Source organism: Flavobacterium sp. GCM10022190 (assembly GCF_042656445.1).
GTDB classification, from domain to species: domain Bacteria; phylum Bacteroidota; class Bacteroidia; order Flavobacteriales; family Flavobacteriaceae; genus Flavobacterium; species Flavobacterium nitratireducens.
The window spans coordinates 1-777 of the sequence record NZ_JBHSOQ010000013.1; the positions used below are offsets into that span (position 1 = coordinate 1).

General features: G+C 39.4%; 1 protein-coding gene. It reads right to left on the reverse strand.

Annotation, left to right across the window (positions count from 1 at the left end):
• On the reverse strand, window positions 1-777 hold a 777-nt coding region (locus tag ACFPTQ_RS16045; RefSeq protein ID WP_379778986.1), incomplete at both ends, for an MBG domain-containing protein.

The window sequence follows — 777 nt, forward strand, 5'->3', positions numbered from 1 at the left end:
ACGGATTAACCTCTCCATAGATTTTTGTTTTTCCATCGGCAACTATTGTAGCTGATTTTGGCGTAATGCTCAATTCTGAATCTGTTGGCGTGATGCTGTAATTTGGATTGCTTCCTAATGTAATGGCAATTGGATAACTACCTACTCCCGAAAATTGAGTTGCTGTGGTAGCTATACTATAATCCAATGCATCGCCGTTTACTGTTCCTGAAATTTGAGCTGTCAATAAAGGATTAACCTCTCCATAGATTTTTGTTTTTCCATCGGCAACTATTGTAGCTGATTTTGGAGTAATGGTCAATTCTGAGTCTGTTGGTGTGATGCTGTAATTTGGATTGCTTCCTAATGTGATTGCAATTGGATAACTACCTACTCCCGAAAATTGGGTTGCAGTAGTAGCCAAACTATAATCCAATGCATCACCGTTTACTGTTCCTGAAATTTGCGCTGTCAATAACGGATTAACCTCTCCATAGATTTTTGTTTTTCCATCGGCAACTATTGTAGCTGATTTTGGCGTAATGGTCAATTGTGAGTCTGTTGGTGTGATGCTGTAATTTGGATTGCTTCCTAATGTGATTGCAATTGGATAACTACCTACTCCCGAAAATTGAGTTGCTGTGGTAGCCAAACTATAATCCAATGCATCGCCGTTTACTGTTCCTGAAACTTGGGCTGTCAACAACGGATTAACCTCTCCGTAGATTTTTGATTTTCCATCGGCAACTATTGTAGCTGATTTTGGAGTAATGGTCAATTCTGAATCTGTTGGTGTGA